Source organism: Streptomyces sp. NRRL S-350 (genome assembly GCF_000719705.1).
Lineage (GTDB): Bacteria > Actinomycetota > Actinomycetes > Streptomycetales > Streptomycetaceae > Kitasatospora.
This window is the reverse complement of the sequence record NZ_JOHO01000035.1, coordinates 26814-51199: the sequence shown is the minus strand read 5'-3', so window position 1 is coordinate 51199 and position 24386 is coordinate 26814. Positions and strand designations below refer to the sequence as shown.

The window sequence follows — 24386 nt, the reverse complement described above, 5'->3', positions numbered from 1 at the left end:
GCCTCGCGAGAGGGCCGCGCCCGGGCCGGGCCGGCCCCCGATCAGTACCGGACGGGGAGTTCCAGCAGGCCACGGGCGCGCAGGGTGGGCCGGTGGCGCAGCTGCTCGACCGGCACGTCGAGCGCGAGACGGGGGAAGCGGCGCAGCAGGGCGGTCAGGGCGATCGCGGTCTCCATCCGGGCCAGCGGCGCGCCGAGGCAGTAGTGGATGCCGTGGCCGAGGGCGAGGTGGCCGTTCTCGCGGCGGCGCAGGTCGAGCCGGTCGGGGTCGGTGAACCGTTCGGGGTCGCGGTTGGCGGAGCCGAGGGCGAGCAGCACCGTCTCCCCCGCCGGGACGGTGACACCGCCGATGGTGACGTCCTCGCGCGGGAAGCGGCGGATGGCCAGTGGGGCCGGGCCGTCGAAGCGGGCGAACTCCTCGACGGCGCCGTCGATCAGCTCCGGTTCGGCGCGCAGGGCGGTGAGCTGGTCGGGGTGGCCGAGCAGGGCGAGGACGGCGTTGGCGATGAGGTGGACGGTGTTCTCGTAGCCGGCGAAGAGGATGAGGAAGGCGAGCGAGGTCAGCTCGTCCTCGGCGAGCCGGTCGCCTCCTTCCTGTTCGTCGCGGACGGCGATCAGGTCGGAGAGCAGGTCGTCGCCGGGTTCGGTGCGCTTGTGTTCGATGAGGCCGGTGAAGAAGCCGAGCATCGCCTTGACGGCGGCACGGGCGGCTTCGGGGCGGTTCGGGTCGGGGGTGATGAGGGTGTCGGTCCAGGCCCGGAAGTCGTGCCGGCCGCCTTGGGGGACGCCGAGCAGGTCGCAGATGACGGTGATCGGCAGCGGCGTGGCGTACGCGGTGAGCAGGTCGGCGCGGCCGGCGGGGGCCATGGCGTCGAGCAGTTGCTCGGCGACCTTCTCGATCGGGGCGCGCAGGGCGGCGATCCGGCGCGTGGTGAAGGCCTGGACGACGAGGCGGCGGATCCGGGTGTGGTCCGGCGGGTCCATGTTGAGCAGGTTGGCGTCCAGCGCGGGCGGCAGTGCGAAGCCCCGGTAGTTGCCGGGCGCGGCGTGCGCCTTGTCGAGGGCGAGCCGCGGGTCGGCGAGGGCCTGGCGCACGTCCGGGTAGCGGCTCACCAGCCAGACGGGCAGGCCGTCGGGGCCGGTGATCCGGTGGACGGGCGCGTCGGCGCGCAGTCGGGCGTAGCCGGCGTACGGGTCGGCGATCAGGGACTTCAGGGCGGGGTCGGGCGCTGTCACCCGCCCAGCCTAAGGGCGTGCGGGCGGCACTCTGGCGGGGCGTCAGACCCCGACCTATTGTCAGGTGACATGACACTTCTTCGCCGGACCGCCGGCCTGGCAGCCGCGCTCACCGGAACACTCGCCGCACTGCTGGCCCCGGCAGCCGCCCAGGCCGCCCCGGCCGGTTGCCGCACCGCCGACACGGCCGTGGCGGACGCCGAGCAGGCCCGCCTCCAGGACACCCGGACGACCGCCTTCACCGAGCGCTCCGGCCTGGCCGACCTGCTCCGCGGATTCCCCGCCGCCCTGTGCGCCGCCCGCGACGCCCACGAGGCCGAATGGGTGGTCGACGCCTGGGGCCAGGCCCTGTGGCAGGCCGGTGTGGACCGCGCCCAGGGCCGGCGCCCGAGCGGCGAACTGCCCGCGCTCGACGACCGGCCGCTGTACTGGACCAGGCTCGCCATGACCGTCCGGCTCGCTCGCTGGCAGCCCGGGTTCGAGGCCGACCACGCCGCGCTCCGGGCCCGCTTCGAGGACGCCTCGCGCGGCCTGGGCGGCCGCTTCAGCACCGCGGCCGGCCTCCGCCGGATCTTCGTCAGCGGCTTCGACCCGTACGGCCTGGACACCGAACCGCGCCGCGCCAACCCCTCCGGCGCGGCCGTCCTGCGGCTGGACGGGCAGCGGATCACCCTCGCCGACGGCAGTACGGCGCAGGTGCGGGCCGTCGTCCTGCCGGTGCGCTACGGAGACTTCGACAAGGGCATCGTGGAGCGCGCCTTCGGCCCGCACCTGCGGCCCGGCCCGCAGACCGCCGACCTGATCACCAGCATCAGCCAGGGCTACCCCGGGAAGTTCACCCTGGAGGCCTGGGCCGGGCGCGCCCGCTCGGCCGACCCGGCCACCGACAACGTCGACGCGCTCTCCGGCGGAACCGTCACGGACCCGGTCGACGCGCCCGGCCTGGCCGCCGGGCCCGAGTTCATCCGCACCACCCTGCCCACCGACGCCATGACGGCCGTCCAGCAGCCCTACCCCGTCCTGCTCAACACCCCCGTCACCGAGATCCCCGCGGGCTCCACCGAGCCGGTCTTCCGCCCCGACGGCCCCACCCCCGGCTCGCGCGCGGTCGCCGGAGGCGGCGGCGGCTACCTCTCCAACGAGGTCGCCTACCGCTCCAACCGCCTCCGCCTCGACCTCGCCCCGGCCGTGCCCGGCGGCCACCTCCACACCCCGGTGCTCACCGGCCTGCCCGAGGAACAGGACCGCCTCACCGCACCTGGGTTCGAGCAGAACGAGGCCGCGATCGCCGACCAGGTCCGCGCCGTCCTGAGCAGCGCGAGGCTCTGAGCGGCGCGCCCCGATCAGTGGGGCGCGCCCCACCGCCTCACCGCCGGGTCACGCCGGGTCGCACCGGGTCACACCCGGTCCCGCCGGGTCGGCGAAGCGCGTCCCCGCGGCCCGGGCACGCGAGGCGGCGATCTCGGCGTAGGCGGCCTCGCGCCCCGCCCAGTGCGAGCCCTCGACCGCCTTGCCGCGTTCCAGGTCCTTGTAGACCCCGAAGAAGTGGGTGATCTCCAGCAGGTCGAACTCGGGCAGGTCGCCGATGTCCCGCAGGGCCGAGTAGCGCGGGTCGCGGGCCGGCACGCAGAGGACCTTCTGGTCGGGTCCGCGTTCGTCGCGCATCACCCACACGCCCACCGCCCGGCAGGTCAGCACGCAGCCGGGGACGGCGGGTTCGCCGCCGAGCACCAGGGCGTCCAGCGGCTCGCCGTCACCGCCGAGGGTGCCCTCCACGTACCCGTAGTCGGTGGGGTAGCGGGTGGCCGTGAACAGGGTGCGGTCGAGGCGGATGCGGCCCGCCGCGAAGTCCATCACGTACTTGTTCCGCGACCCCTGCGGGACCTCGATCATCACCTCGAACTCCACCGCCGCCTCCTCCTCGTGCTCCTGGGGAGAGCTCCCGGACTCCCGCAGTGATTGTCGGCCGTTCGGACACCCCCCGAAACCGCCTCCGCCGTTCGGCGGAGTCCACTAGCATCCGGGCCATGGGGAGCTGGCGGGTCACGGTCATCGACCACCATCGCAGGAGCGGCGGACGGCCGCAGGGCCGCCCGGCGGGCCCGCTGGCCCGGCGGGACGGGCTGGAGGTGCACGGCCGCCCCGGCGAGATCAGCTGCGTCGACGCCACCGGCCTGGTCCGGTGGCGCAGGCCCTGCGCGGGGCGGCCGAACGCGGCGCACGTCTCCTCCGGCCGGGTGCTGGTCACCACCGACTCCTTCGACCACACCGCCTGGGGCCACCCCGGCCCGGCGCTCCTGCTGGACCTCGTCGACGGCACCCAGGTCGCCGCACTGCGCGGGGAGCGCGCGGCGGCCCTCGGCGGCGGACGGTTCGTCCTCGGCCTGGAGGGTCACGGCACCTTCCACACCTGGGCGCACGACCGGGACGGCACCCTCGTCGACACCTGGCGCAGCTTCGGCCACTACGTCGTCGGCAGCGGCCTGCGGGTGGTCGAGACGGACCGTCGCCACCCGACCGCGAGCCGGGTGGCGCGGCTGCTGCCCGGCGGGCTGGTCGAACGCGGCCCGCTGCTCACCGACCCGCAGGCCCCGGAGCCGCTGGTGCTCGACGACGGCACCCTCCTGGTGCTGGACGCGGGCGTGCTGCGCGCCGTCGGCCGTGACCTGGACGACACCGTCCTGGCCGAGCTGCACCCGCTCCCGGCCGACCGCCGGCACCGCTTCACCGGCGCGCTGCACCGCACCGCCGACCGCCTCGACGTGACCCTGGTCGAACGCCACCCGACCCGCATGGGCGCCTACACCACCCACGCCTGGGCGCTCGCCCTGCACCGGCCCGACCAGGCCGGAAGCACCGGCCCGTCGCCGCAGGTCTCGATTCCGCAGCGGAACTGACGGGCCGACAGTGCTTCGCCCACGATTCCCCTACGGTGACGCCTGCAACGATCGTCACCTGCAAGAGGGGGCACTCCATGTCCCGGAGCCGGAAACTCCACCGCCTCAGCAACCCCGACGCCGACGAGCGCCGCGCCCAGCGCGTGCTGTTCCGCCACCTCCGCGACGACACCAACGCCAACCGCGGCCGGATGGCCAGGCGCGTGCGCGAACTCCAGCTCCTCATGGCGATGGACCCGGTCGACTTCGAGCAGCTCGTGGCCCGGCTGATGGAGGCGATGGGCCTCAAGGTCGAGCTCACCGCCCGCTCGCGGGACGGCGGGGTGGACGTCCGCGGCATCGACACCGACCCGTTCCGCGGCGGGAACGTGATCGTGCAGGTGAAGCGGCACCGCGACACGGTGCCGCCCTCGGCGGTGCGGGACCTCTACGGGACGCTGCGGCACGACGAGGCCGCGACGAAGGCCGTCCTCGTCACGACCAGCAAGTTCGGCCCGAGTTCGCACCAGTTCGTGACCGGCAAGGCGGTCACCCTGATCAACGGGTCCGAGCTGGTCGGACTGCTCAAGCACCACGGCTTCCACGAGGTGTTCGCCGCCGCCCAGGAGGACGCCTCCGCCGAGGCGGCCGGCCTGGACGGACTACCCGCGATCGAGGTCGCCGCGGAGCCCGCCCGGCTGCTCCTGCACTGGACCGGGGAGCAGGAGTACGACATCGCCGCCCTGGTCTGCCGGGGGAACGTCGCGGTGTCGGACGACCACCTGGTGTTCTACAACAACGGCTCCACACCGGACGGTTCGGTGCGACTGGTGACCGGCTACGAGGACGCGAACGCCTGCCTGATGGTCGACTTCGACGCCCTCCCCGCCGACGTCGACCGGCTCGTCGTCATCGCCGCCGCCGACACCGAGAACCACCCGGACGCCACCATGGCCGGCTTCGCCGGACCGGCACTGATCCTGGAGGCCGGCCCTGACCAGGACGCCGCCGTGATGCACCTGGCGGACGGCGCGGAGACCAACACGGCCATGCGGCTCGGCCGCTTCGACCGCGACTCCGGCGGCGACTGGGAATTCACTCCGGCCCTCGCGGGCTACCCGGGCGGGCTGCGCCAGGCCGTGGTCGCGTACGGCCTGGAGGTCGAGGACGCGTAGCGGTCCGGGCGCCCGGCCGGGAACCCGACCTCCGCGACCGCGCCCTGTGCGCCGGCCCGCGGCCCGCGGCCCGCTCCGGGGCCCGCCTCACCTCATCGGACGGCCACCCTGCGGAGCCCCCTCACCGGACGGGCCGCCGTTCGCGCCCGGCCGGGGCGGCATGGGGACGGCGGTGCTGCGGCACCGGACGGCGCGGCTACCCCGGGACGGCCCCGAGACGGCTCTGGCCGCCCCCGAACTCGCGCACCGCCTCGGTGACGATCGCCTCCAGCCGGGCGTGGTGGGCACCGCGCCAGTAGGCCTGTCCGCAGGCGGCGCACTGGGCGAAGGCGTCGTAGGCCCGCTCGGTGCCGTCCCGCAGCTGTTCGCGCACCGAGGTCTTGGTGACGGGGTGCAGGGTGCCGTTGCAGGTGGTGCAGCGGCTCCAGGGGACGAGCGGGGGCGCGAAGCGGGAGAGCACGTCGCGCAGCTGCTCGGCGGGACGGTGGCTGTAGACGTAGGCGCCGGCCCACAGTTCGCGGCGGCGCAGCAGGCCGCGGTCGCGCGACAGCATGACGCGCTGCTCCGCGGCGGAGCGGGCGGCCAGCGCGGCATCGCCGATGTCGGGGTTCTCGTACGCGGCGTCCACGCCGAGCAGGCGCAGCCGGCGGGTGAGGGTGCCGAGGTGGACGTCCAGCAGGAAGCGCGGCGGGGCGGGCGAGGGCTGCGGCCTGGTCACGGCCCGGACGGCGACGTGCTCGCCGTCGGCCGGGACGTGCGCTTCGGGGACGGCCCGGCCGTCCACCAGCAGGGCGCCGACCTCGGTGAGCGGGACGCCCAGGGACTCGACGACGTGGCCGAGCGTGGAGGTGCCGTCGGTGTGCAGCGAAGTCCGGCCGGCCCGCCGGGGCGCGGAGACGAAGAGGTGCAGCTCGGGGGCGAAGTCGAGCCAGATCTGGGGTCGGTCCACGGGGCCAGCATGCCAGCGGGCGGCGGGCGGGGGCCACCGGTTTGCGGGCTTCCGCCCTTTCCGGTTCCCCCTCCCGCAGGTTCACCCTCCCGGGGACTTCCCCTTCCGGGGTTTCCCTCCCGGGGTTTCCGTTGCCGGGGGCTTCCCTTCAGGGGACTTCCCTTCCCGCACGGTCCCCGCCGGCGGGTTCTCCCTTCCCCTCCCACGCCCCCGCGTGCCGCGCCGCGCCTGCGACGGTCACGATCCGGGCGGAGCGGCGGCCGCCGCCACCGGCGACGGCGGTACCGCCGGTTGTTCGCGGTTCTCGGCCGCCCAGCGGGCGACCGGCCCCATCGCGAAGCCCGCCGCCAGGAACACCCCGCCCAGGACCAGCCAGCCCGCCAGACCCCCGTCCAGCAGCAGCGCGGTGAGCAGCAGCGGCCCCAGGGTGCGGGCGACGGCGACGCCGGTGCCGAAGAAGCCCTGGTACTGGCCGATCCGCTCCGGCGGCGCGAGGTCGAAGCCGAGTTGCCAGGAGCCGGCCGACTGCCGCATCTCGCCGGCCACCTGCAGCACGGACGCGGCGACCAGCAGCGCTGCGACCGCCCACACCGGCACGTCCAGCGCGGACAGACCGAAGACCGCGCAGGAGCCGAGCAGCAGCGCTCCGGCCGAGCGGACCGCCCGGGCGGCCGAGTCCAGCCCCGTGACGTCGCGGGCGGCCCGGACCTGGAAGGCCAGCACCGCCACGGTGTTGAGCACGAACAGCGCCGAGCCGAGCCAGCCGATCCCGGGGGCGCGCTGGGCGATCCAGAGCGGGATGATCAGGCTGAGGAGGGGCATCCGCAGCAGCAGGACGGCGTTGACCGCGGCGACGGCTGCGTACCGCCGGTCGCGCAGGACGGCCAGCCGCGGCCCGGTGCCCGACTCCTGCGGGGCGGGCGGGACTTCGGGCAGCCGACGGAGGACCAGCGCGCCGGCCAGGAGGCCGATCGTGGTGACGACGAAGGCGGCCAGGTAGGCGGTCCGGGTGCCGACGCTCAGCGCGATGCCGCCGACGGCGGCGCCGAGCGCCAGGCCGCCGTTGAGCGTTGACTGCAGGTGGGCGAGCAGGCCGGTGCGTTCCCCGGCCGGCACCAGTCCGGCGACCAGCGCCTGGCGGGCGGCGGTCAGCCCGGACTGCGCGGTGGCGTAGAGGCAGACCGCGAGCAGGAACGGCGGGTAGGAGCGGATCACCAGGAAGGCGGCGACCACGGCCGCGGCGGCGAGCGCGAGCGCCACCGCCGTGCGGCGCGGTCCGCGCCGGTCGGCGAGGTGGCCGAGCGGCACTCCGGCGACGGAGCCGAGCGCCCAGGCGACGGCGAGGCCGAGGCCGAGCGCGGTCGGTGACATGCCGACGACACGGGTGAAGTAGAGCGCGGAGCAGGTGTAGTACGCGCCGTCACCCACGGCGCTCGCCAACTGGGCTGCGGCCAGGGTCCGCTGGGGCCCGGTGGGTGGTATGAAGCGGCCCGTCCGGGCGGCTCGGTCGGTCGGCACGTCTCTCCTTCTGTGGTGACGGAACGTCACCGGTCCCCCGTTGTCCCCCGGCCCCCACCCACGGACGAGCGACAGCGACGACGCACGGACGGGCGGCGCGCGAGCCGGGGGTTCACAACCGTCGGCGACGGTTCGCCACCACCCTAGGCAGAAACCGGCCCATCCGACAGGTCCAGTGATCAAGGAATGTCTTGGGCCACTTCCGCTCACCGCCGCACCGCCGAGCGAGCGGTGAACCCCCGTACGACGTCGGCTCGTTGGGCTCGAAGGGCGCGCGGGGCACCTCCCGCCGGGCCCTCGCCCGCACGCCCGAAGCGCCGTCCGTACCCGTTCCGAATCCGCGGCCGCAGAACGTTGCAAGAGCCCTACCACCCAGTCCAGGGGCCAATTTTGACCGTGTTGACCCGTCTGTAGCCCCCTCCTATGCTCAACGGCGTTCGCGATCCGGCACCGGGGCCGGGGCCGCCCGCGCCCACCCGATCCGTCGCCCTCTCCGGCTCGAAGGGCTCCTCCCATCAGCACCTCCCCCGCCCCCTCGGACTCCACCGGCCGCCGACGGTTCCTCACCTACCTGCTCGCCGCGCCCACGCTCACCGTCGCCGCCCGTCTCGGCCTCGACGCCGCCGCCACCGCCACCGCCACCGCGCAGGCCGTCCCCCAGGGCGCCCCCGGCACCGGACCGGCCACCGCGCAGGCCCTCGTCCGGGCGGCCTCGGCCACCCGGGGCTCCATGCCCCCGCAACTGCTCGGCCTGCCCGGCATCCCCGACATCGTCGACCTCGGCGACGCGATGATCCTCGCCGGGCTGCCGACCTCCCACCTGCTGGTCCTCGAACTCACCCCGGCCGGGCGCGCCGTGCTGCACCTGCCCCGGCTGGAGGTCGGCCAGGGCCTCACCACCGCGATCGCCATGCTGGTCGCCGAGGAACTCGACGCCCGGCTCACCGACGTGGACGTCCCGCTCTCCGACGGCCGCCCCGAACTGCTCTTCAACCAGCTGACCGGCGGCTCCAACTCCATCCGGGCGCTGTACGACCCGGTGCGCGGCGCGGCCGCCGCCGCCCGCGCCCGGCTGGTGACCGCCGCCGCCGAGCACTGGAACGTTCCCGCGACCACCCTGCGCACCGCCGACTCCGCCGTCCTCGCCCCCGACGGCCGCCGGCTCGGCTACGGCGAACTCGCCGCCGCCGCGGCCGCGATCGCCGCCCCCGCCGTCCCCGCCCTCCCCAAGGCGGCCGACCAGCAGCGCCTGGTGGGCAAGCCGACCGGCCGGATCGACGCCCGCGACCTCGTCACCGGCCGCGCCACCTACGCCGGGGACCTCCGGATCCCCGGCGCCGTGCCCACCGTGGTCGCCCGCCCCGCCACCGTCAACGGCACCCTCGAGTCCCTGGACGCCTCCGCCGCCCGCGCCATGCCCGGGGTGCTTGGCGTGGTGCGGATCCCCAGCGGCGTCGCCGTCCTCGCCGAGACCTTCGACCAGGCGCTCAAGGCCCGCGACGCGCTGCGCACCGTCTGGAACCCCGGCCCGGCGGCGGGGGTGTCCACCGACGACGTCCGCGCCCGACTCCGCGCCGCGCACGCGCCGTTCCCCCCCGCGCCCCTGTTCATCCAGCACCTGGACGCGGAGTTCGACTTCGCCTTCGTCAACCACGCCCCGATGGAGGTGCTCACCGCCGTCGCCGACGTCCGGCCGAACCGGGCCGAACTGTGGTTCGCCTCGCAGAGCCCGATCGTCGCCCAGCAGGCCGTCGCCACCGAACTCGGCCTGCCGCAGAACGCCGTCACCGTCCACGTGGTACGCGGCGGCGGCTCCTTCGGCCGCCGGCTGTTCTTCGACGCCGCGCTGGAGGCCGCCCAGGTCTCCAAGGCCGCCGGCCGCCCGGTCAAGCTCATGTGGACGCGCGACGACGACATGCGCCACGGCCGGATGCGCCCGGCCAGCCACCACCGGATCCGGGCCACCTACGGCCTCGACCGCGTGCTCGGCTGGGAGCACCGGGTCGCCGCCGTCCGGACCGACCTCGGGCACGGCCTCGGCGACGCGTTCACCGCCGCCGGCTACGACCTCCCGATCGCCGGGCTCACCGCCGCCGAGCTGTTCTTCCTGCTCACCGAGAAGATCCCGTACAACGTCGGCGTCCCCGTCCAACTGCTCACGGAACTGCCGCTCGACCTGCACACCGGCAGCTGGCGCTCGGTCTTCTCGGGCACCGTCCGGGTCTCCGACGAGATCGTCATGGACGAACTCGCCCGCCGGATGGGCCAGGACGAAGTCGCCTTCCGCCGTGCCCGGCTGCGCAGCGCCGCCGGCCGGGCCGTGCTGGACACCGTGGCCGCGAAGGGGAACTGGGGGCGTCCGATGCCCCCCGGCCGGGCCCAAGGCATCGGCTACCACGACGAGAACGGCGGCACCGTCGCCTACCTGGTCGAACTGGACGCCACCGACCCGGCCGCCCCCCGGGTCACCAAGGCCGTGATCGCCGCCGACGTCGGCCGGGTGATCAACCCCCGGGGCCTGGAGGCGCAGCTGACCGGCGCCCTGGTCGACGGCATCTCGGTGATCCTCCAGGCCGGCAACCACCTCGACGACGGCGCCTTCCGGGAGAGCAGTTACAGCGACTTCCACTACGCCCGGCAACGCCACACCCCGCCCGTGGTCGAGATCCACCTGATGCCGCCGAGCGGGCCGCCCGGCGGCGCGGGAGAGCTGGGCGTCCCCGCCGCCTCCGCCGCCGTCGCCAACGCCTACGCCCGCGCGACCGGCACCGGCCCGCGCTCCTTCCCCATCACCTTCTGACCTTCCAGAGCCGAGGATCCCGCCCCCCATGCCCACCCACACCTTCGTCCTCAACGGGCAGCCCGTCAGCGTCGAGGCCCCGGACGACATGCCGCTGCTCTGGGTGCTGCGCGACAAGCTCGGCGTCACCGGCCCCAAGTACGGCTGCGGGGTGGGCGTCTGCCGCGCCTGCACCAGCCACCTCGACGGCAGCGAGTTCCAGCCCTGCACCCGGTCCGTCAAGGCCTGCGCGGGCCACGCCGTCACCACCATCGAGGGCCTCGCCGACGGGGACGTCCTGCACCCCGTCCAGGAGGCCTGGCTGGCCTGCGACGTCGCCCAGTGCGGCTTCTGCCAGCCGGGCCAGATCATGGCGGCGGTCGCTCTGCTGCGCCGCACGCCGAACCCGACGGACTCGGACATCGACGAGATCGTGAACGTCTGCCGCTGCGGCACCTACCCGCGTATCCGCGAGGCGATCAAGCAGGCGGCGGCCCGGCGGGCGCGCTGACCCGGCGGTGTACCGGCTGCCGACGGACGGCTTCGGGCCGCCGGGCGGTCCGGCCCCGGGCGGCCGTCGCTCCGCTACGGGACGATCGGCGCCGCCGGGTCGCGTCCGAAGTACGCGGCGAGCCGATCGTACGGCGGGGCGTCCTCGGGCGCGGCGACGGCCGGGCCGAAGGCGTGGTGGTCCTCCTCGGCGCCGCGGTACTCGGGCTTGAGCGCGCCCTGGGCCCAGGCCAGGGCGGTGAGGGCCACCTCGTGGTCGAGGCCGTCGGTGGACTGGCCGGTGGCCCGGGCCAAGTCCCATCCGTGGACCGCGAATTCGGCGATCTGCTGGTCCACGGGGAAGCGGGCCGGCAGGGTGCCGACGCCCGGGAGTTCCAGCGTCCCGGTGAGGTCGCCGGCCGCACGCCAGGCATCGGCCAGTTCCTCGGCCCCGGCCTCGAAGGCGTGCAGCCAGTCCTCCTCCACCCGTTCGAAGGGCTGCGACCAGTCCGGCTGCCCGCCCTTCGCCCGCACCGTGAACTGCCGCAGGTCGTGCAGCAGATGGCTGATCAGGTCGCCGACGTCCCAGGACCGGCAGGGCGTCGGGTGGCCGGCCAGTTCGACGCCGGTGCCGTCGATCAGCCCGGCGGTCTGCGCCAGCGCCCGGGCCAGCAACTCGATCGGGTCTTCCGCTGCGGTCATGGCACACCTCTCGGTCGGGAGCCCGATCGTGGAGCCGGGACGGAGAACCGGTCGGAGAACCGGAGGGAACCGGTCGGAGAACCGGTCGGGAATCCGGTCCGGGAGCACGATCGGGAGCACGGGTCGTGCCGGGTGATCGTAAGCGCGCACGCCGACGACCGCCCGGCACGACACCGCACCGGCTCCGGCTCCGCCCCGGCGTCAGGCCGCGAAGCCCCCGTCCACCGCCAGCTCCGCGCCCGTGACGTACCGGCCGTCCTCGCCCACCAGGTAGGCGACGGCGCCCGCGACCTCCGCGCCGGTGCCGAAGCGGCCGAGCGCGGTGAGCCCGCTCTGGTACTCCGCGGACTCGCCGTCCGCCGGGTTCATGTCGGTGTCGATCGGACCGGGGTGGACCAGGTTCGCGGTGATCCCGCGCGGGCCGAGTTCCCGGGCCAGCGCCTTGGTCAGCCCGATCAGCGCGGCCTTGCTGGTCGCGTACAGGGTGGCGCCGGGGAAGGCGACCCGCTGGGCGATGCAGCTGCCGATGGTGACGATCCGGCCGCCGTCGGCCAGGTGCGCGGAGGCCGCCTGGGCGTACAGGAAGGGAGCCCGGACGTTCACCTCCAGCACCCGGTCGACGTCGGCCTCCGCCAGCCCGCCGATCGGGCCGAGCGCGCCGACGCCCGCGTTGTTCACCAGGACGTCCAGCCGCCCGAACCGCTCGGCGACCGCCGCCACCACGGCCCGCACGGCCTGCGGGTCGGCGCTGTCGGCCCGGACGGCCCAGCCGCTCCGCCCGGTCGCGGTGATCTTCGCGGCGACCTCCTCCGCCTGTTCCGCGCCGCCCTGGTAGGTCAGGACCACATGGGCCCCGTCCTCGGCGAGCCGCAGCGCGACCGCCGCCCCGATCCCCCGGCTGCCGCCGGTCACCAGAGCCACCTTGCCGTCGAGCACTGCCGTACCGCTCATCGTCATATCTCCAGAACTCCTCGTTCCGATCTCGGACATGACTCGATCCTGGCCGGGAGCGCTTCAAACCTCCGGCGACATTCGGACATCGCGTTCAATCTTCAACCACACCTCGGCGCGCCCCCCACCCCGGCGTGTGCGCCGGGGTCTCACCCTGGCGTGCACGCCGCCTTGCCCTGGAACGCACACCGAGCGACTGCCCCCGCTGAGGGCAGCCGCTCGGGCAGGGTCGCGAAGCTCCGGCGGAAGCCGGGTCGGGCACTTCGCCGGAGTCTCGGTCGCACACTCCGTCAGACGGTTGCGGGCCGTCGAACGGTCGAGGTCCCTGAGGCGGTCGGATCCGCCGGGTCCGTCAGGCCCGGCGGGCCATCACATCCACCGGGCCCGTCAGCCCGGCGGACCGTCACATCCACCGGGCCCGTCAGCCCGGCGGACCGCCCCGGGACCGGGCGTCAGACCGCCAGGGTCTGACCCGGGAAGATCAGGTCCGGGTTGCCGCCGATGGTGCGGGCGTTCTTGCCGTACAGGCTGTCGACGTCGGTGCCGAACTTGGCCGCGATCCCGCTCAGGGTGTCACCGCTCTTGACGGTGTAGCTGCCGACGGCGGTGTTCTTCGGTGCGACCGGCGCGGACAGCGCGGGCTTGGCCGACGGCCGGCCCTGCGCCGCCTCGGCACCCTGCGGCTTGACGACGGGCTTCGCCGCCTTCGTGGCCGGCTTGGCGGCGGGCTTGGCCGGCTTGGCCGCGGGCTTGGCCGCCGGGGCGTCCGAGTCCGCCGAGGTGTCGACGGCGGCCGGGGCGCCGCCCTTGCTCAGGCCCGCCTTCTGCGAGCAGACCGGCCAGGCCCCGGGGCCCTGGGAGGCGAGGACCTTCTCGGCGACCGTGATCTGCTGCGCCTTGGTCGCCTGGTTGGCCTGGGGGGCGTAGGCGGTGCCGCCGTACGCCTTCCAGGTGCTGGGGGTGAACTGCAGTCCGCCGTGGAAGCCGTTGCCGGTGCTGATGCTCCAGTTTCCGCCGCTCTCGCACTGGGCGACGGAGTCCCAGGTCGAGCCGGTGGCGGCGGAGGCCGAGGTGGCCGTGACGAGGCCGGCCACCGGCAGGGCCGCGATGGCGGCGCCCGCCACCACGGCCAGCCGGACGCGGTTGCGCTTGGTGGCGGTGGTGGAGGTGGTGGCAGCGGCGGTCTCGTGACGGGAATTCATACAGGTCCTCTCGACAAGCCCCGGGCGGGCAGGCGGAACCAGGCCCGGGACATGGGCCCTTCTCCACTCACCGCACTCGTCGGGCGGCCGGACACGCGTCGGACGTGTCGTGCCGCCCCGGTCACCTCCGCTCGCCGACCGCCCTGTTCGAGCGGGCCTCGTCGGCGGGCACCACCCTCGCGCCGTGGGTCAGTCGGCGGGCGGTGCGTCGGGGTGAACCCGGGTGGCGCTCGTTGCGCCGCCAATGAAGCTAGGGGCATCCCCTGGGCGCGGCAAGCAATTCTTCGACGTCGCAGGTCAGTTGACTGTTACCGGCGGTATCGATCAAGAAAGGACGCCCGCTTTGACCGGGTTTGACCGAATTTCCAAGATCGAACAGTCAACTTCCGTGCCCGCACTCACATCTGTCCATCCGTGAGGCGCGGCACACCATCGACACACTGCGACCGACACCTGACCGACCGTCACCGACGAACCCGGAGTTCCCGACTCCGCACGGCCGTCGAGTGGCATCCACCACACCCGACACCGTACGTCACCGGTCGAACACGCTCAGCTCCGCGCATCCAGTTCCGCGTCCCGCGCCAGCAGCGCCGCCTGGACCCGGTTCTCGCAGCCCAACTTGGCCAGGATCCGGCTCACATAGGTCTTCACCGTGGCCTCGCTCATGTGGATCCGCGCCCCCGCGTCGGCGTTGGACAGCCCCTCCCCGAGGAGCGCGAGCACCTCCGACTCGCGCCCGGTGAGCACCTCCAGTCGGCGCAGGGCCGCGGCCCTGCGGGCGGCCAGCGAACCGCCGCGCCCGGTGGCCAGCGAGTCCACGATGTGCCGGGTGGCGGCCGGGGAGAGGAAGGCGTTCCCGCCGGCCGCCGCGCGGACGGCCTGGATCAGCTCGTTCGGCGCGGTGTCCTTGAGCAGGAAGCCGGCGCCGCCCTCGGTCACGGCGCGCAGGACGTTCTCACGCTCCCCGAAGGTGGTGAGGATCAGCGCCCGTGCGCCGGGGGCGACCCTCGCCAGCTCCCCGAGCGCCGTCAGCCCGTCCATCACCGGCATCTGAATGTCCAGCAGCACCACGTCGACCCGGTGCGAGCGCGCCAGCTCCAGCGCCTCCCGGCCGTCGGCGGCCTCCGCGACCACCTCGATGTCGTCGGCGGAGCCGAGGATCATCCTGATCCCGGCCCGGATCAGCGGCTCGTCATCGGCGACGAGGACTCGGATCACGCTGGCATTCCCCTCGAACAGGCGTCGGCTGCGGCACCATCCTCACATCCGCACCGGGCCGCCCCGCCCCCGGGCCTCGGCGGTACCCGCGGCCCCCGCCCGGGCATCCCCGGGCCCCCCGGCGCCCCCGGCGCCACCGGTCAGCCCGTGGCGACGTACTGCTGCTTCTCCACCAACACCCCGTCCCGGAAGCAGAACCGGGCCGCGTGGTCCTCGTTCCAGCCGTCCGCGTGCGTGCCCACCAGGGAGTACCAGCGGCACTGCGCGCCCTCCGGCGGGGTCGGCCCGGTGCGCTCGTACCCCTCGGTGAAGAAGCTGTTGCCCGGCGGCAGCTCGTGCAGCACCTCGGCCTCGGCCGTGCCGACCTGGATCCGGTCGTACAGCGGTTTGCGCACCGTCGCGTCGCGGTTGCCGTCGACGAACGCCACGATGCCCCAGACCAGCAGCCCCAGCAGGGTCAGCCCGACCGCCACCACCCCGACCGCGCAGCCGAGCACCGGGCTGCGCCGCCCACCGTCCGCCCCGTCGGCCGGCGGCAGGCCGTCGAACACCCAGCCGTCGTCCCCGGCGTCGACGCCGGCGGCGGCCGCGGCGCCCTCCCCGGTGCTCTCCGCCCCCTCGTACGGCAGCACGGCGGCCAGCCGGAAGCCCTGGTCCGGCGTCACCCCGGCGTGCACCATCCCGCCGACCAACCGGGCGCGCTCCCGCAGCCCGGTCAGCCCCTGGCCGCCGCTGACGGCCGCCCCCGCGCCGGCGCGCACGCCCACGAGCTCCGGCGCGCGTGCGTTGGTGACCTCCACCACCAGCGCGTCGGGCTCGTACCGGAGCGCGACCCCGATGGGCGCGCCGGGGGCGTGCTTGTGCGCGTTGGTGAGCGCCTCCTGCACGATCCGGTACGCCGCATGGTCGACCGCGGCCGGCAACGGGCGCCGCTCGCCCTCCCGGGTGAGCTCGATCTGCGCCCCGGCCGCGCGGGAGGACTCCACCAGCTCCCCGACCCCGTCCGCGCCGCCCCGGGCGGCACCCGCGGACGAGGCCCCCGGAGCGGGCGGCACCGCCGTCGACTCGTCGTGCAGCACCCCGACCACCTCGCGCAGCTCGCGCATCGCCGCGACCGCCGCCTGCCGCAGCACCCCGACCGCCTCCCGCTGCCGGTCGGTGAGCGTACGGTCCACCTCCAGCGCGCCCGAGTGCACGGAGATCAGCGCCAGCTGGTGGCCCAGACTGTCGTGCATGTCCTGGGCGATCCGGTGCCGCTCGCGCAGCCGCGCCTGGTGCACGACCATGACCCGCTCGCGCAGCAGTTGGTCGTTGCGCTCGCGCAGCGCGTCCAGCAGGGCGCGCCGCTGCGCGCGGTAGCGGCCGTAGAGCGCGGGCAGCACGGCGAGCACCAGGAACCCGCCGAGGGACAGGCCGAGCAGTAGCTTGGGCGAGAACGAGGCGGCCTCCTTCACCACGCTCGTCACGGTGAACAGCGCCCAGCCCGCCGCGAAGATGGCGACCAGCGTCCAGACCCGGCGGATCCGCGCCCCGGCCGCCCAGCCCGCGCAGATCAGCAGCAGCACCGGCCCCGCCGACCAGCCCGTGGCAGCCGCGGCGGCCAGCAGCACGGTGGCCGGGAGCCCGCGGCGCAGCACCCACAGCACCGCGACGCCCAGACCGAACGGCACCGCCAGGCCGGTGCCGGCGGCGAACTCCCCCAGGGCGGCGAGCCCGCCCATCAGCAGGGCGAGCGCGGCCTCGCCCACCACCCGTCGGGGCCGCCAGGGCCCGGGCAGTGCCGTCCGAACCGCCTTCTTCCAGGCCCGCGCGATCGCATCCACCCGTCGAGGCTAACCGGCCGCCCGACGCCCGCGCCGTCCACCTTCGTCGCCGCCCGCGGCGACGAAAGTCGCCCGCCCGCCAGGCCTCCGGCGGCCGTGTGCACGGGGCCGGCCGGCTCACCCGAAGGCCGTCAGCAGCAGCGCCACGTCGTCCACCCGGTGGGTCGAGCCGACCTCGTGCAGCAGCCGTTCGGCCGCCTCGTCCAGGTCCTCCCCCGCCGCGCCGCGGGCCATGGCGGCCCGCAGCCGGTCCACGCCCTGGTCGATCGCGACCGCGGGATCCTCGACCAGCCCGTCCGTGTAGAGGGCGAGCAGCGCGCCCGGCCGCAGCCGCAGCTCGCTGACGGGGTAGGCGGCCCGCTCGTCCACGCCGAGCAGCGGGCCGCCGGCCACCTCCAGTACCTCGGCCGGGCCGCCCGGGTGGCGCAGCACCGGCGGCAGGTGCCCGGCGCGGGCGATCCGGACGGTGCCGTCGGCGGGGGTGAGCCGGACCAGGCAGCAGCTGGCCAGCAGTCCGAGGTCGAGGTCGAGCAGCAGCCGGTTGGTGCGGGCGAGCACGATGTCGGGCGGCTCGCCGCCGGTCGCGAAGGCACGGACGGCGCTGCGCAGCTGGCCCATCGCGGCGGCGGCGGCCACGCTGTGGCCCTCGACGTCGCCGATCACCAGGGTGACGTCCCCGTCGGTGACGATCGCGTCGTACCAGTCGCCGCCGATCTCCATCCCCTGGGTTCCGGGCAGGTAGCGGGCGGTGATCCGGATGCCGGGCACCTCGGGGAGGCGGTGCGGCAGCAGCCCCTGCTGCAGGCCGCGGGCCAGCGCGAACTCGGCGTCGTACAGCCGGGCGCGTTCCACGGCCTGGGCGATGAAGCCGCCGAGGGCGGTCAGCAGGCCGCGTTCCTCGACGGTGAACGGGCGCGGGCGGTCGAAGCCGAGGATGCAGCTGCCGATCGGGCGGCCGGAGGCGATCAGCGGCAGGAATGCCCAGGCGCCCATCTCGTCGAGGGCCAGGCCGGGGTAGGCGGCGGCGAGGTCGCGCACCGACTCGAAGAAGATCGGGGTGCCGGTGCTGAGCGCCTCCGCGCCGGGGAGGCGGGCGCCGATCGGGGTGCCTTCGAAGCCGTCCAGGAAGCCGTCCGGGTAGCCGGCCTGCGAGAGCAGGTGCAGGTGCTGGTCGCGCACGGCGTAGATGGCGAGTTCCTGGCCGCCGAAGGCCGGCAGGATCTCGTCGGCCACCGCCCGGCAGACGTCGCGCACGGTGACCGCCTCGGTGAGCGCGCTGGCGAGCTGGAGCAGGTGGTGGGTGCCGCCGACGTCGGTGCGGGCGGCGGGTGCGGGCGGCGGGGCGGCCGGCGGGGCGGCGTCGCCGGGCGGTGACTCGGCGGCGACCACCCGGCCGGTGACGCCGTGGGCGTCGGGGTACAGCGAGAAGGCGAGCCAGCCGTCGGGCGGGCGGGCGGCGAGGAAGACGGTGGGCTGCTGGGAGAGCAGGGCGGCACGGTAGCGGTGCTCGTAGAAGGGGTCGGCGAGCCAGGGCAGCACGTCCCAGGGGTGGTGGCCGACCAGGTCCTCGCGGCGGGCCCGGAGCAGCGGCTCGGTGGCGCGGTTGGCGTAGTTGATCCGGCCGTCCGGGTCGAGCGAGAACACGCCCTCGCGCAGCCGCTCGACGGCGGCCGCGGCGGCGGTCAGGCTCCGGATGTCGAGCACCGCGCCTACCAGGTGGGTCCGGCCGTCGGAGATCGCGGCGGGCACCCGTGCCCACAGCTCCACCGGGTGCGGCAGGCCGTCCGGTCCGAGCACCCGGACGCGGGCGGCCAGCACCTCGCCGTGTGCCAGGGCGGTGCGGGCGGCGGCCCGGAAGGCCGGCAGGTCACCGGGGGCGATCCGGCGGTTCAGGGCGGCCACCGTGCCGTCGAACTCGCCCGGCCCGAAGCCGAAGATCTCCCGGAACCGGGCGTCGGCGGAGAGCGCCCCGGTGGCCGTGTTCCAGTCGAACAGCCCGACCCGGGTGGTCGGCACCGACGGCGGCGGCAGTTCGACCACGGTGGTGTCCCCGACCGGGTCCACCGACTGCCCGGCCGCCTCCAGCGCGGCCAGCCCGGCGCCCAGTTCGTCCGCGACGGCGGCGAGCTGCGGGCCCGCGGGCCCCGGCACGCCCTCGTCCGAGGCGGGCCACAGCGCGCTCAGCACCCCGAACCGCTCGTGGCCGTGGGCCACCGGCAGGCAGGCGGAGGCGAAGTCGTACGGCAGGCCGACCGCGAGCCGCGGGAAGCGCCGCATGGTGTCCTCGGTGTCGGCGAGCAGGATGCGGTGCCCGCTGCGGAAGCAGACCGCGACCGGCAGCGGTCCGGCCGCCGCGATCCGCCGGAACGGGCTCAGCACCGACAGCGGCACCCCGGCGATCGTCCGCAGCACCAGCGACCTGCGGTCCGGGGACCGCAGGTACACCATCGCGCCGTACGCCCCGGTGGACTCGAGCGCCCGGCGCACGGCCTCGGCGAGCAGCTCGTCCAGGCGGTGGTCCGGCCGGGCCGGCTCGCCCGTGGCCGGGGTGGCCGCCGGGCCCGCCGCGTCGGAGCCGGCCTCCCGCGGCCGGTCCGGCCCGGACCGCGCCCCGGGGGCCCCACCGGTCGCATGCGGATGGCGCATGCTCTTTTGCTACGCCGGGCCCGGAACCGTGTCAAGGCGGGGCCGCCCCGCCCCGGCCTGCCGGGCCGCCCCGCTTGCACCAGCATGGACGGCATGCAGAGCACATCGCGCCGCACCACCGTGGTCAACCTCAAGGGGCACCGCGACGACCCCGACTACGACGACGTCGTCTACGTCGGGCGTGCCATGCACCGCGGCGGCTGGCACCTCGCCGAATCGCCCCTGCACTGCCCGTTCCGTCCGGGGCCCGATCTGAGCCGGGAGGAGATGGTCACCGAGTACCGCGCGTACCTCCTCGCCCGCCCCGACCTCCTCGCTCTCGTGCCGCCCCTGCGGGGGCGCCGCCTCGGCTGCTGGTGCGCCCCTCTCCCCTGCCACGCCGACGTCCTCGCCGACCTCGCGGACCACCCGCCGGCGAAGCGCTGACACCCGGGGGCGGTCGGCCGTGGCGGGGCGCCCGAGGACGCGCTCGGGGGCGCGCTCGGGGACGCGCTCGGGGACGGCGGGACGGCCCGCGGCCGAAACCGGCGCCGGCCGGCTGCCGCTCGGGGCCGGGGCGCCCCCGGCGGGCGGGGCCGTGCGGGCGTTCGGCCGTCCGGGTACACCTGCCGGACCGCCGCGGCCGCCCCTTTGGTCAGCGGAGCCGCGCTGTTCGTCCCCGGGCCGGCGGCCGGCGGCGTCAGCCGATCGAAGGCCACGACCGGCGAGCCGCACCGGAGCCCTGCGCGACCGGTCCCCGGCCGGGACCTCCGGAGCCTCGCCGCCGATGCGACCCGCCTCCACGCGGGCCGCATCCACCGTCTCGCACGCCCGCCCGCCGTCCCGACCCCCGCCCTCCCGTGCGCCGACCCCGACCGCCCACGGCAGGATGGGCCGATGCGGATTCGCCCGATCTCCCCCGACAACCTGGCCGAACTGCTCGCCGACCGCGTCACCGCCCTGCCCGGCTCCGACGGGCGCCGCCTGCGGGTGGCTGTGGACGGCGCCGCGGCCGCCCGTCCCGACGCGCTCGCCGACGCCCTGGTGGAGCCGCTGCGGCTGCGCGGCCGCCCGACGCTGCGGGTGTCGGCGGCGGACTTCCTGCGCCCCGCCTCGGTCCGGCTGGAGTACGGCCGCCACGACGCGGACGCCTTCCACGACCTCTGGCTGGACGACGGCGCCCTGCTGCGCGAGGTCCTCGACCCGCTGGAGCCGGGCGGCACCGGCCGCGTCCTGCCGTCCCTGCGCGACCCGGCGACCGACCGTTCGACCCGCGCCCCGTACACCGAGCTCCCGCCCGGCGGCGTCCTGCTGCTGGACGGCCAGCTCCTCCTCGGCCGCTGGCTGCCCCTCGACCTGACCGTCCACCTCGCCCTCACCCCGGCCGCGCTCGCCCGCCGCACCCCCGCCGAGGAGCAGTGGACCCTCCCCGCCTACGCCCGCTACGAGGCGGAGACCACTCCCGGTGAACTCGCCGACCTCACCGTCCGCGTGGACGACCCCCGCCACCCCGCCCTGGTCGAACAGCTCTGACCGGGCCGCCTCACCGCCCCGGCGGGCGTCCTCCGCCGCCCCGGGACGGACGGAGGGTGGCGCCCGCCGGGGCCGGGCCGCGCTGGCAGTACGGGCACCAGTAGGCCACCCGGTCCTGCGGGGGCGTGCCCTGGCGGGCGGTCAGGACGAGGGTGCCGCAGCGGGCGCAGGGGCGCCCCGCCCGGCCGTAGACCCAGTGCTGGTGGCCGCGCCGGGTGTCGCCGGTGGTGATGTGGCCGGAGCGCAGTTTGTTGGCGTCCAACAGGTGTCGGGCGCGGTCCACCAAGCGGTCGGGGCGCGGGAGTTCACCGACCTCGGTCCACGGGGTGACGCCGGCCAGGTAGCAGAGCTCGTTGGCGTACACGTTGCCGATGCCGGCGAGGTTGCGCTGGTCGAGCAGGGCTTCGGCGAGGGGGCGGGCGGGGTGGGAGAGCAGTCGGCGGACGGCTTCGGCCGGATCCCAGTCGGGGCCGAGCAGGTCGGGCCCGAGGTGGCCGACGGCGCGCTGTTCGTCGGCGGTGCGCAGCAGTTCGACGACGGGGAGCCGGTAGCCGACGGCGGTGCCGCGGTCGGTGCCGAGGACGGCGCGGATCTGCCAGGCCGGCCCGCCGGCCCACCGCTCGCCGGGGCGGTAGACCTCCCAGCGGCCGTCCATCCTCAGGTGGGTGTGCAGGGTGAGGCCGCCTTCGAGGCGGGTGAGCAGGTGCTTGCCGCGCGGGGCGACCTCCAGCACCCGGCGGCCGGAGAGGTCGGCGGTCGCGTGTGCGGGCACGCGCAGGTCGGCGCTGGTCAGCAGCTGCCCGGCGAGGGTGTCGTGCAGCCGGGCCGCCGCGCGGTAGACGGAGTCACCTTCTGGCATGGCTCCATCCTCTCCCGGTCCCCCGCGCGGCGGCCCGGTGACGGGTCGCGACGGCGGGTCACGCCGGGGCCTGGCCCTCGCGGACGACGACCACGGGGCACGGCGCGTGCTCGGTGAGGTGACGGCTGACGGAGCCGAGCAGGACGCCGGAGAACCCGCCGAGGCCGCGGCTGCCGACGACGAGCAGGGCCGCGCCCTTGGCGGCCTCCAGGAGGGCCGTGGCGGCGTGGCCGGGCATCACGCCCTCGGTGATCGGCACGGCCGGGTCGGAGCCGACCACCCTGGTGACGGTCTCGGCGAGGGTCCGGCCGGCGAGTTCCTCGGGGTTGAGGGTCTCGACGGTCGGCACGCCCTGCCCCGCCCAGCCGTAGAAGGCGGGGTACTCCCAGGCGGCGATCGCGCTGATCGTGCCGCCGACGGCCTTGGCGTAGCCGACGGCCCAGCGCAGCGCCTGCTCAGAGGCGGGCGAGCCGTCCACGCCGACGACGATCCGGGGATTGGCACTCAATGCCCTTGCTCCTTCGGTTGCTCCTGCCGGAGGGTGCGGCTGGATGGGGGGCGGACGGTGGGACGGATGACGGGGGCGGACGTCCGGGCGGGCGAGCGCTGCACTCAACTGCGGTACACGGCCCACGAGTTCGCCATCCGCTGGACCTGGCCCGGGGTGAACTGGCTCATGCAGGAGTCGTAGCTGTAGTCCATGAAGTTGTGGATCGGGTCGAGCCCCGCACCGGGGCAGGTGTCGCGGCCCTCGGAGCAGCCGTAGGAGGGGCTGCGCTCGGCCGGGGTGTCGTCCACGTAGTCGCCCGGGGACAGGCAGCCGCCCTGGAAGGTGTGGAGGAGGCCGAGCCAGTGGCCGATCTCGTGGGTGGCGGTGTTGCCCTGGTCGTAGTGGGTCGCGGAGCCGCCGGGCAGCGAGGCGTCGAGCACGACCACGCCGTCGTCGGTCGGGTTCGACCGGTACGCGTCCGGGAAGGTCGACCAGCCGAGCAGGGACTGCCCGAGCCGGGCGGTGTAGAGGTTGAGGGCGCTCTGGCCGCCCTTGCGCAGGGTGCTCTTCATCGCCTGCTCGGCCGCCGAGCCGGGGGTCATGCCGGTGTACCAGGAGGCGTTGTCGGTCCGGTCGGTGCCGGCCAGCTCGAAGTGGAACTGGGTGGGGGCGTTGCCCTCGCCCTGGCCGCCGTAGGTGGCGTTGAGGTGGTCGATCTGGGCGGCGACCGCGCCGTCGTCCAGGTTCCCGGAGTCCCCGGCGTGGATGACGTGGACGTAGACCGGGACGGTGGTCGGGGCGCCGATCCGGGCCTTGGCGGCGCGGAGTGCGGCGAGCCGGTCGTCGAGGTCGGCCTGCATCGCCCGGGCCCGGGCGGCACTGACGTCATTCGGGTCCTTCCCGGCCCGGCTGTCGGCCGGCTTCCGGGCGGCGACCCCGGAGGCGTCGGCCCCGGCACCGGCCGCACCGCCCTCGCACACCGTCGTCGGGGCGGTGGCGGCGGCCCGCTGCGGGGCCGGTGCCGCGAACTGGCTCAGCGCGGCGGCGGCCACCAGCGCGGCGGCGCAGGGGAACAGGCGGGGGGCACGCGAGCGCACCCGGACAGTACGGCGCATCTGCGCTCCTGACGGGGGGAGTCGGCGGAGTCTCGGCCGCGCCCGGCACGCTCCGGCCGGACCCGCCGGCGCGCTGCCCGGCGCGGACCCGCCGAGACTACGACGCCGTGAAGTCGATCTCCCGCAGGGCGCGCGCGGCGGCCCGGTCGAGTACCACGGCCGACGCACAGTCGGCCGGCAGCCGCCCGGCGCCGAGGATCCCCCGGCGCAGCCGGGCGACGACGGCCCGGTGCCGGGCGAAGGCGTAGCGGGAGACGCCGCGCCCGCGCCGCCGCTGCCCGGCCAGCGCCTCGGCCGGGTCGACGTCGAGCAGCAGCAGGTGCACCCGGCGCCCCTGCCGGGCGGCGGCCCGGGCGAGCCAGGCCCGCACCCACGGCAGGGTGCCGCAGTCGTGCACCGCGAGCGGCCCGCCGTCCAGCACCGCGCGGCGCAGCCGCCGGTAGTGCGAGAGCCTGGCGAGCGGCCGGTAGAGCGCGTACGGGAGGCGGTCGGGCAGGCGCGCCGCGTACTCCTCGCGCACCAGCTGGGAGTCGATCAGCGGGGCTCGCACGCAGCGGCGCATCAGGGTGCTCTTGCCGCTCCCGGGCAGGCCGGAGACGACCAGCAGGTCTCCGGCGGGGTAGCGCAGGGCCGCCGGGCCCGGGCCGCGCAGCTCGTGCAGGACGGGCGGGTCGTGGGCGGGCGGGAGGACGACGCGCTCCCCGGCGGTGCGCGGCGGCGGCACCCGTGGCCCCGCCGCCGCCCGTGCCGTTCCCGTCCCGCTCACCGGATCTCCCCCCGCCGTTACCTGGTCTGGAGCATGGCGCATTCCCAAGAACGAGTAAAGCGCGGAGGTCGGAGCGGG

Annotated in this window: 21 protein-coding genes; 7 read left to right on the top strand and 14 right to left on the bottom strand. The window is 75.7% G+C overall.

Going from position 1 to position 24386, the window contains the following annotated elements:
- Window positions 1-41: 41 nt before the first annotated feature.
- A complete protein-coding gene (locus tag IF30_RS0126605) occupies window positions 42-1235 on the bottom strand; it encodes a cytochrome P450 family protein (RefSeq protein WP_030243124.1) in 1194 nt (397 codons plus the stop codon).
- A 69-nt stretch (window positions 1236-1304) separates the two neighbouring features.
- Between IF30_RS0126605 and IF30_RS0126600 the strand changes: the two genes are divergently transcribed.
- Window positions 1305-2564 (top strand): hypothetical protein, encoded by a 1260-nt coding sequence (locus IF30_RS0126600; RefSeq protein WP_030243123.1) that lies wholly within the window; start codon window positions 1305-1307, stop codon window positions 2562-2564.
- Window positions 2565-2612: 48 nt separating this feature from the next.
- Here IF30_RS0126600 and IF30_RS0126595 read toward each other — a convergent pair whose 3' ends face one another.
- On the bottom strand, window positions 2613-3143 hold the full coding sequence (locus IF30_RS0126595; RefSeq protein WP_037901266.1) for an inorganic diphosphatase: 531 nt from the start codon (window positions 3141-3143) through the stop codon (window positions 2613-2615).
- 119 nt (window positions 3144-3262) lie between these two features.
- Between IF30_RS0126595 and IF30_RS42040 the strand changes: the two genes are divergently transcribed.
- Both IF30_RS42040 and IF30_RS0126585 read left to right on the top strand, forming a co-directional pair.
- A complete protein-coding gene (locus IF30_RS42040) occupies window positions 3263-4132 on the top strand; it encodes a hypothetical protein (RefSeq protein ID WP_051711208.1) in 870 nt (289 codons plus the stop codon).
- Window positions 4133-4209: 77 nt separating this feature from the next.
- The gene (locus IF30_RS0126585; protein WP_051711206.1) at window positions 4210-5286 is read left to right on the top strand and encodes a restriction endonuclease; all 1077 of its coding nucleotides are present in this window, start codon (window positions 4210-4212) and stop codon (window positions 5284-5286) included.
- A 196-nt stretch (window positions 5287-5482) separates the two neighbouring features.
- On the opposite strand, the gene IF30_RS0126580 is transcribed toward IF30_RS0126585, so the two are convergent.
- Both IF30_RS0126580 and IF30_RS0126575 read right to left on the bottom strand, forming a co-directional pair.
- Entirely contained in the window at window positions 5483-6235 is a 753-nt protein-coding gene (locus tag IF30_RS0126580; protein WP_030243116.1) for a Mut7-C RNAse domain-containing protein, read from the bottom strand.
- 237 nt (window positions 6236-6472) lie between these two features.
- Window positions 6473-7675, bottom strand: a complete 1203-nt coding sequence (locus tag IF30_RS0126575; RefSeq protein ID WP_324605654.1) for an MFS transporter — start codon at window positions 7673-7675, stop codon at window positions 6473-6475.
- An 808-nt stretch (window positions 7676-8483) separates the two neighbouring features.
- On the opposite strand from IF30_RS0126575, the gene IF30_RS0126570 reads away from it, so the two are divergent.
- Both IF30_RS0126570 and IF30_RS0126565 read left to right on the top strand, forming a co-directional pair.
- Window positions 8484-10553: a xanthine dehydrogenase family protein molybdopterin-binding subunit gene (locus tag IF30_RS0126570; RefSeq protein WP_234322847.1), complete on the top strand. Its 2070-nt coding sequence runs from the start codon at window positions 8484-8486 to the stop codon at window positions 10551-10553.
- A 28-nt stretch (window positions 10554-10581) separates the two neighbouring features.
- Entirely contained in the window at window positions 10582-11043 is a 462-nt protein-coding gene (locus tag IF30_RS0126565; RefSeq protein ID WP_030243109.1) for a (2Fe-2S)-binding protein, read from the top strand.
- 74 nt (window positions 11044-11117) lie between these two features.
- Here the strand turns inward: IF30_RS0126565 and IF30_RS0126560 are convergent, their stop codons facing one another.
- The 6 genes from IF30_RS0126560 to IF30_RS0126535 form a co-directional block, all read right to left on the bottom strand.
- Entirely contained in the window at window positions 11118-11723 is a 606-nt protein-coding gene (locus IF30_RS0126560) for a TIGR03086 family metal-binding protein (protein ID WP_030243108.1), read from the bottom strand.
- Window positions 11724-11924: 201 nt separating this feature from the next.
- Window positions 11925-12674 (bottom strand): SDR family NAD(P)-dependent oxidoreductase, encoded by a 750-nt coding sequence (locus tag IF30_RS0126555; protein ID WP_107054527.1) that lies wholly within the window; start codon window positions 12672-12674, stop codon window positions 11925-11927.
- Between the two features lie 452 nt (window positions 12675-13126).
- Window positions 13127-13876 (bottom strand): transglycosylase family protein, encoded by a 750-nt coding sequence (locus IF30_RS0126550; protein WP_030243105.1) that lies wholly within the window; start codon window positions 13874-13876, stop codon window positions 13127-13129.
- A gap of 552 nt (window positions 13877-14428) precedes the next feature.
- On the bottom strand, window positions 14429-15097 hold the full coding sequence (locus IF30_RS0126545; protein ID WP_030243102.1) for a response regulator transcription factor: 669 nt from the start codon (window positions 15095-15097) through the stop codon (window positions 14429-14431).
- A gap of 140 nt (window positions 15098-15237) precedes the next feature.
- Entirely contained in the window at window positions 15238-16920 is a 1683-nt protein-coding gene (locus tag IF30_RS0126540; RefSeq protein ID WP_234322846.1) for a sensor histidine kinase, read from the bottom strand.
- A 117-nt stretch (window positions 16921-17037) separates the two neighbouring features.
- Window positions 17038-19566, bottom strand: coding sequence for a SpoIIE family protein phosphatase (locus IF30_RS0126535; protein ID WP_078891711.1), 2529 nt, complete (start codon window positions 19564-19566; stop codon window positions 17038-17040).
- A 93-nt stretch (window positions 19567-19659) separates the two neighbouring features.
- On the opposite strand from IF30_RS0126535, the gene IF30_RS0126530 reads away from it, so the two are divergent.
- Together IF30_RS0126530 and IF30_RS0126525 are read left to right on the top strand one after the other, a co-directional pair.
- Window positions 19660-19992 (top strand): DUF4326 domain-containing protein, encoded by a 333-nt coding sequence (locus tag IF30_RS0126530; protein ID WP_030243098.1) that lies wholly within the window; start codon window positions 19660-19662, stop codon window positions 19990-19992.
- Between the two features lie 450 nt (window positions 19993-20442).
- Window positions 20443-21078 (top strand): uridine kinase, encoded by a 636-nt coding sequence (locus IF30_RS0126525; protein WP_030243096.1) that lies wholly within the window; start codon window positions 20443-20445, stop codon window positions 21076-21078.
- Window positions 21079-21088: 10 nt separating this feature from the next.
- On the opposite strand, the gene IF30_RS0126520 is transcribed toward IF30_RS0126525, so the two are convergent.
- The 4 genes from IF30_RS0126520 to IF30_RS0126505 form a co-directional block, all read right to left on the bottom strand.
- Window positions 21089-21937: a DNA-formamidopyrimidine glycosylase family protein gene (locus IF30_RS0126520; protein ID WP_051711203.1), complete on the bottom strand. Its 849-nt coding sequence runs from the start codon at window positions 21935-21937 to the stop codon at window positions 21089-21091.
- Between the two features lie 58 nt (window positions 21938-21995).
- Window positions 21996-22445, bottom strand: coding sequence for a universal stress protein (locus IF30_RS0126515; RefSeq protein ID WP_030243093.1), 450 nt, complete (start codon window positions 22443-22445; stop codon window positions 21996-21998).
- A gap of 104 nt (window positions 22446-22549) precedes the next feature.
- Window positions 22550-23542: a zinc metalloprotease gene (locus IF30_RS0126510; protein ID WP_078891710.1), complete on the bottom strand. Its 993-nt coding sequence runs from the start codon at window positions 23540-23542 to the stop codon at window positions 22550-22552.
- A gap of 97 nt (window positions 23543-23639) precedes the next feature.
- Window positions 23640-24350, bottom strand: a complete 711-nt coding sequence (locus IF30_RS0126505; RefSeq protein WP_051711200.1) for an AAA family ATPase — start codon at window positions 24348-24350, stop codon at window positions 23640-23642.
- Window positions 24351-24386: the final 36 nt, after the last annotated feature.

Coding starts and splice junctions, on each gene's coding strand:
- IF30_RS0126600 (WP_030243123.1), top strand. CDS start 1,305: ATGACACTTCTTCGCCGGACCGCCGGCCTGGCAGCCGCGCTCACCGGA.
- IF30_RS42040 (WP_051711208.1), top strand. CDS start 3,263: ATGGGGAGCTGGCGGGTCACGGTCATCGACCACCATCGCAGGAGCGGC.
- IF30_RS0126585 (WP_051711206.1), top strand. CDS start 4,210: ATGTCCCGGAGCCGGAAACTCCACCGCCTCAGCAACCCCGACGCCGAC.
- IF30_RS0126570 (WP_234322847.1), top strand. CDS start 8,484: ATGCCCCCGCAACTGCTCGGCCTGCCCGGCATCCCCGACATCGTCGAC.
- IF30_RS0126565 (WP_030243109.1), top strand. CDS start 10,582: ATGCCCACCCACACCTTCGTCCTCAACGGGCAGCCCGTCAGCGTCGAG.
- IF30_RS0126560 (WP_030243108.1), bottom strand. CDS start 11,723: ATGACCGCAGCGGAAGACCCGATCGAGTTGCTGGCCCGGGCGCTGGCG.
- IF30_RS0126555 (WP_107054527.1), bottom strand. CDS start 12,674: ATGAGCGGTACGGCAGTGCTCGACGGCAAGGTGGCTCTGGTGACCGGC.
- IF30_RS0126550 (WP_030243105.1), bottom strand. CDS start 13,876: ATGAATTCCCGTCACGAGACCGCCGCTGCCACCACCTCCACCACCGCC.
- IF30_RS0126535 (WP_078891711.1), bottom strand. CDS start 19,566: ATGCGCCATCCGCATGCGACCGGTGGGGCCCCCGGGGCGCGGTCCGGG.
- IF30_RS0126530 (WP_030243098.1), top strand. CDS start 19,660: ATGCAGAGCACATCGCGCCGCACCACCGTGGTCAACCTCAAGGGGCAC.
- IF30_RS0126525 (WP_030243096.1), top strand. CDS start 20,443: ATGCGGATTCGCCCGATCTCCCCCGACAACCTGGCCGAACTGCTCGCC.
- IF30_RS0126520 (WP_051711203.1), bottom strand. CDS start 21,937: ATGCCAGAAGGTGACTCCGTCTACCGCGCGGCGGCCCGGCTGCACGAC.
- IF30_RS0126510 (WP_078891710.1), bottom strand. CDS start 23,542: ATGCGCCGTACTGTCCGGGTGCGCTCGCGTGCCCCCCGCCTGTTCCCC.
- IF30_RS0126505 (WP_051711200.1), bottom strand. CDS start 24,350: ATGCGCCATGCTCCAGACCAGGTAACGGCGGGGGGAGATCCGGTGAGC.